The organism is Erwinia persicina, from assembly GCF_014838825.1.
Lineage (GTDB): Bacteria > Pseudomonadota > Gammaproteobacteria > Enterobacterales > Enterobacteriaceae > Erwinia > Erwinia persicina_A.
This window is the reverse complement of sequence record NZ_JACYMO010000041.1, coordinates 1-531: the sequence shown is the minus strand read 5'-3', so window position 1 is coordinate 531 and position 531 is coordinate 1. Positions and strand designations below refer to the sequence as shown.

Sequence of the window (531 nt, the reverse complement as noted above, 5' to 3'; positions counted from 1 at the left end):
CGTTCTGTGCCTGCATCTGTACCGGCCCCTGGTTCGCGATGAGCTTGATCCCCAGCTTGCGGACAAACACGCTCAGGGCATTGCCCACCCCGATGAACAGATTTTTCACCACGCTGACGTCGGCATTTTTACCGGCCGTGGCAATCAGGTTCTGCCCGGCAGACACCTGCAGATGCTGGCCGCTGGTCAGCGCCATCCCCTCCGGCGCGCTGAGCAGCAGCACCGACTTTTTGAGCTCCGTCAGCTGCTGTTCCAGCAGTGTGATTTGCGCCTGGAGATCGGCCGGGTTCGCGGTCGCCTTCTGCGCGTCACCGGAGATGGATGTCATCTGCTCCCGGGCGTCACCCAGGTTGCTGACCGCCGGCTCCATCGCCAGCACCTGGCCCTGCGCCTTTGCCTGCCCGTCCGCGCTGATAAATATCCCTTTCTGCGCGCGGATGGCTCCCCAACTGTCGGTTCTGAGCTCAAAGCCCTCGCCGCGCCGCTGTTTTTCGCCGTCGACCAGATGGCCGAGATTCAGCTGGCTTTTGC

The 531-nt window shown here is 62.9% G+C and carries 1 protein-coding gene; it reads right to left on the bottom strand.

What is annotated here, in order from left to right:
• On the bottom strand, nt 1-531 hold a 531-nt coding region (locus IFU29_RS22990; RefSeq protein ID WP_191935770.1), incomplete at both ends, for a DUF2345 domain-containing protein.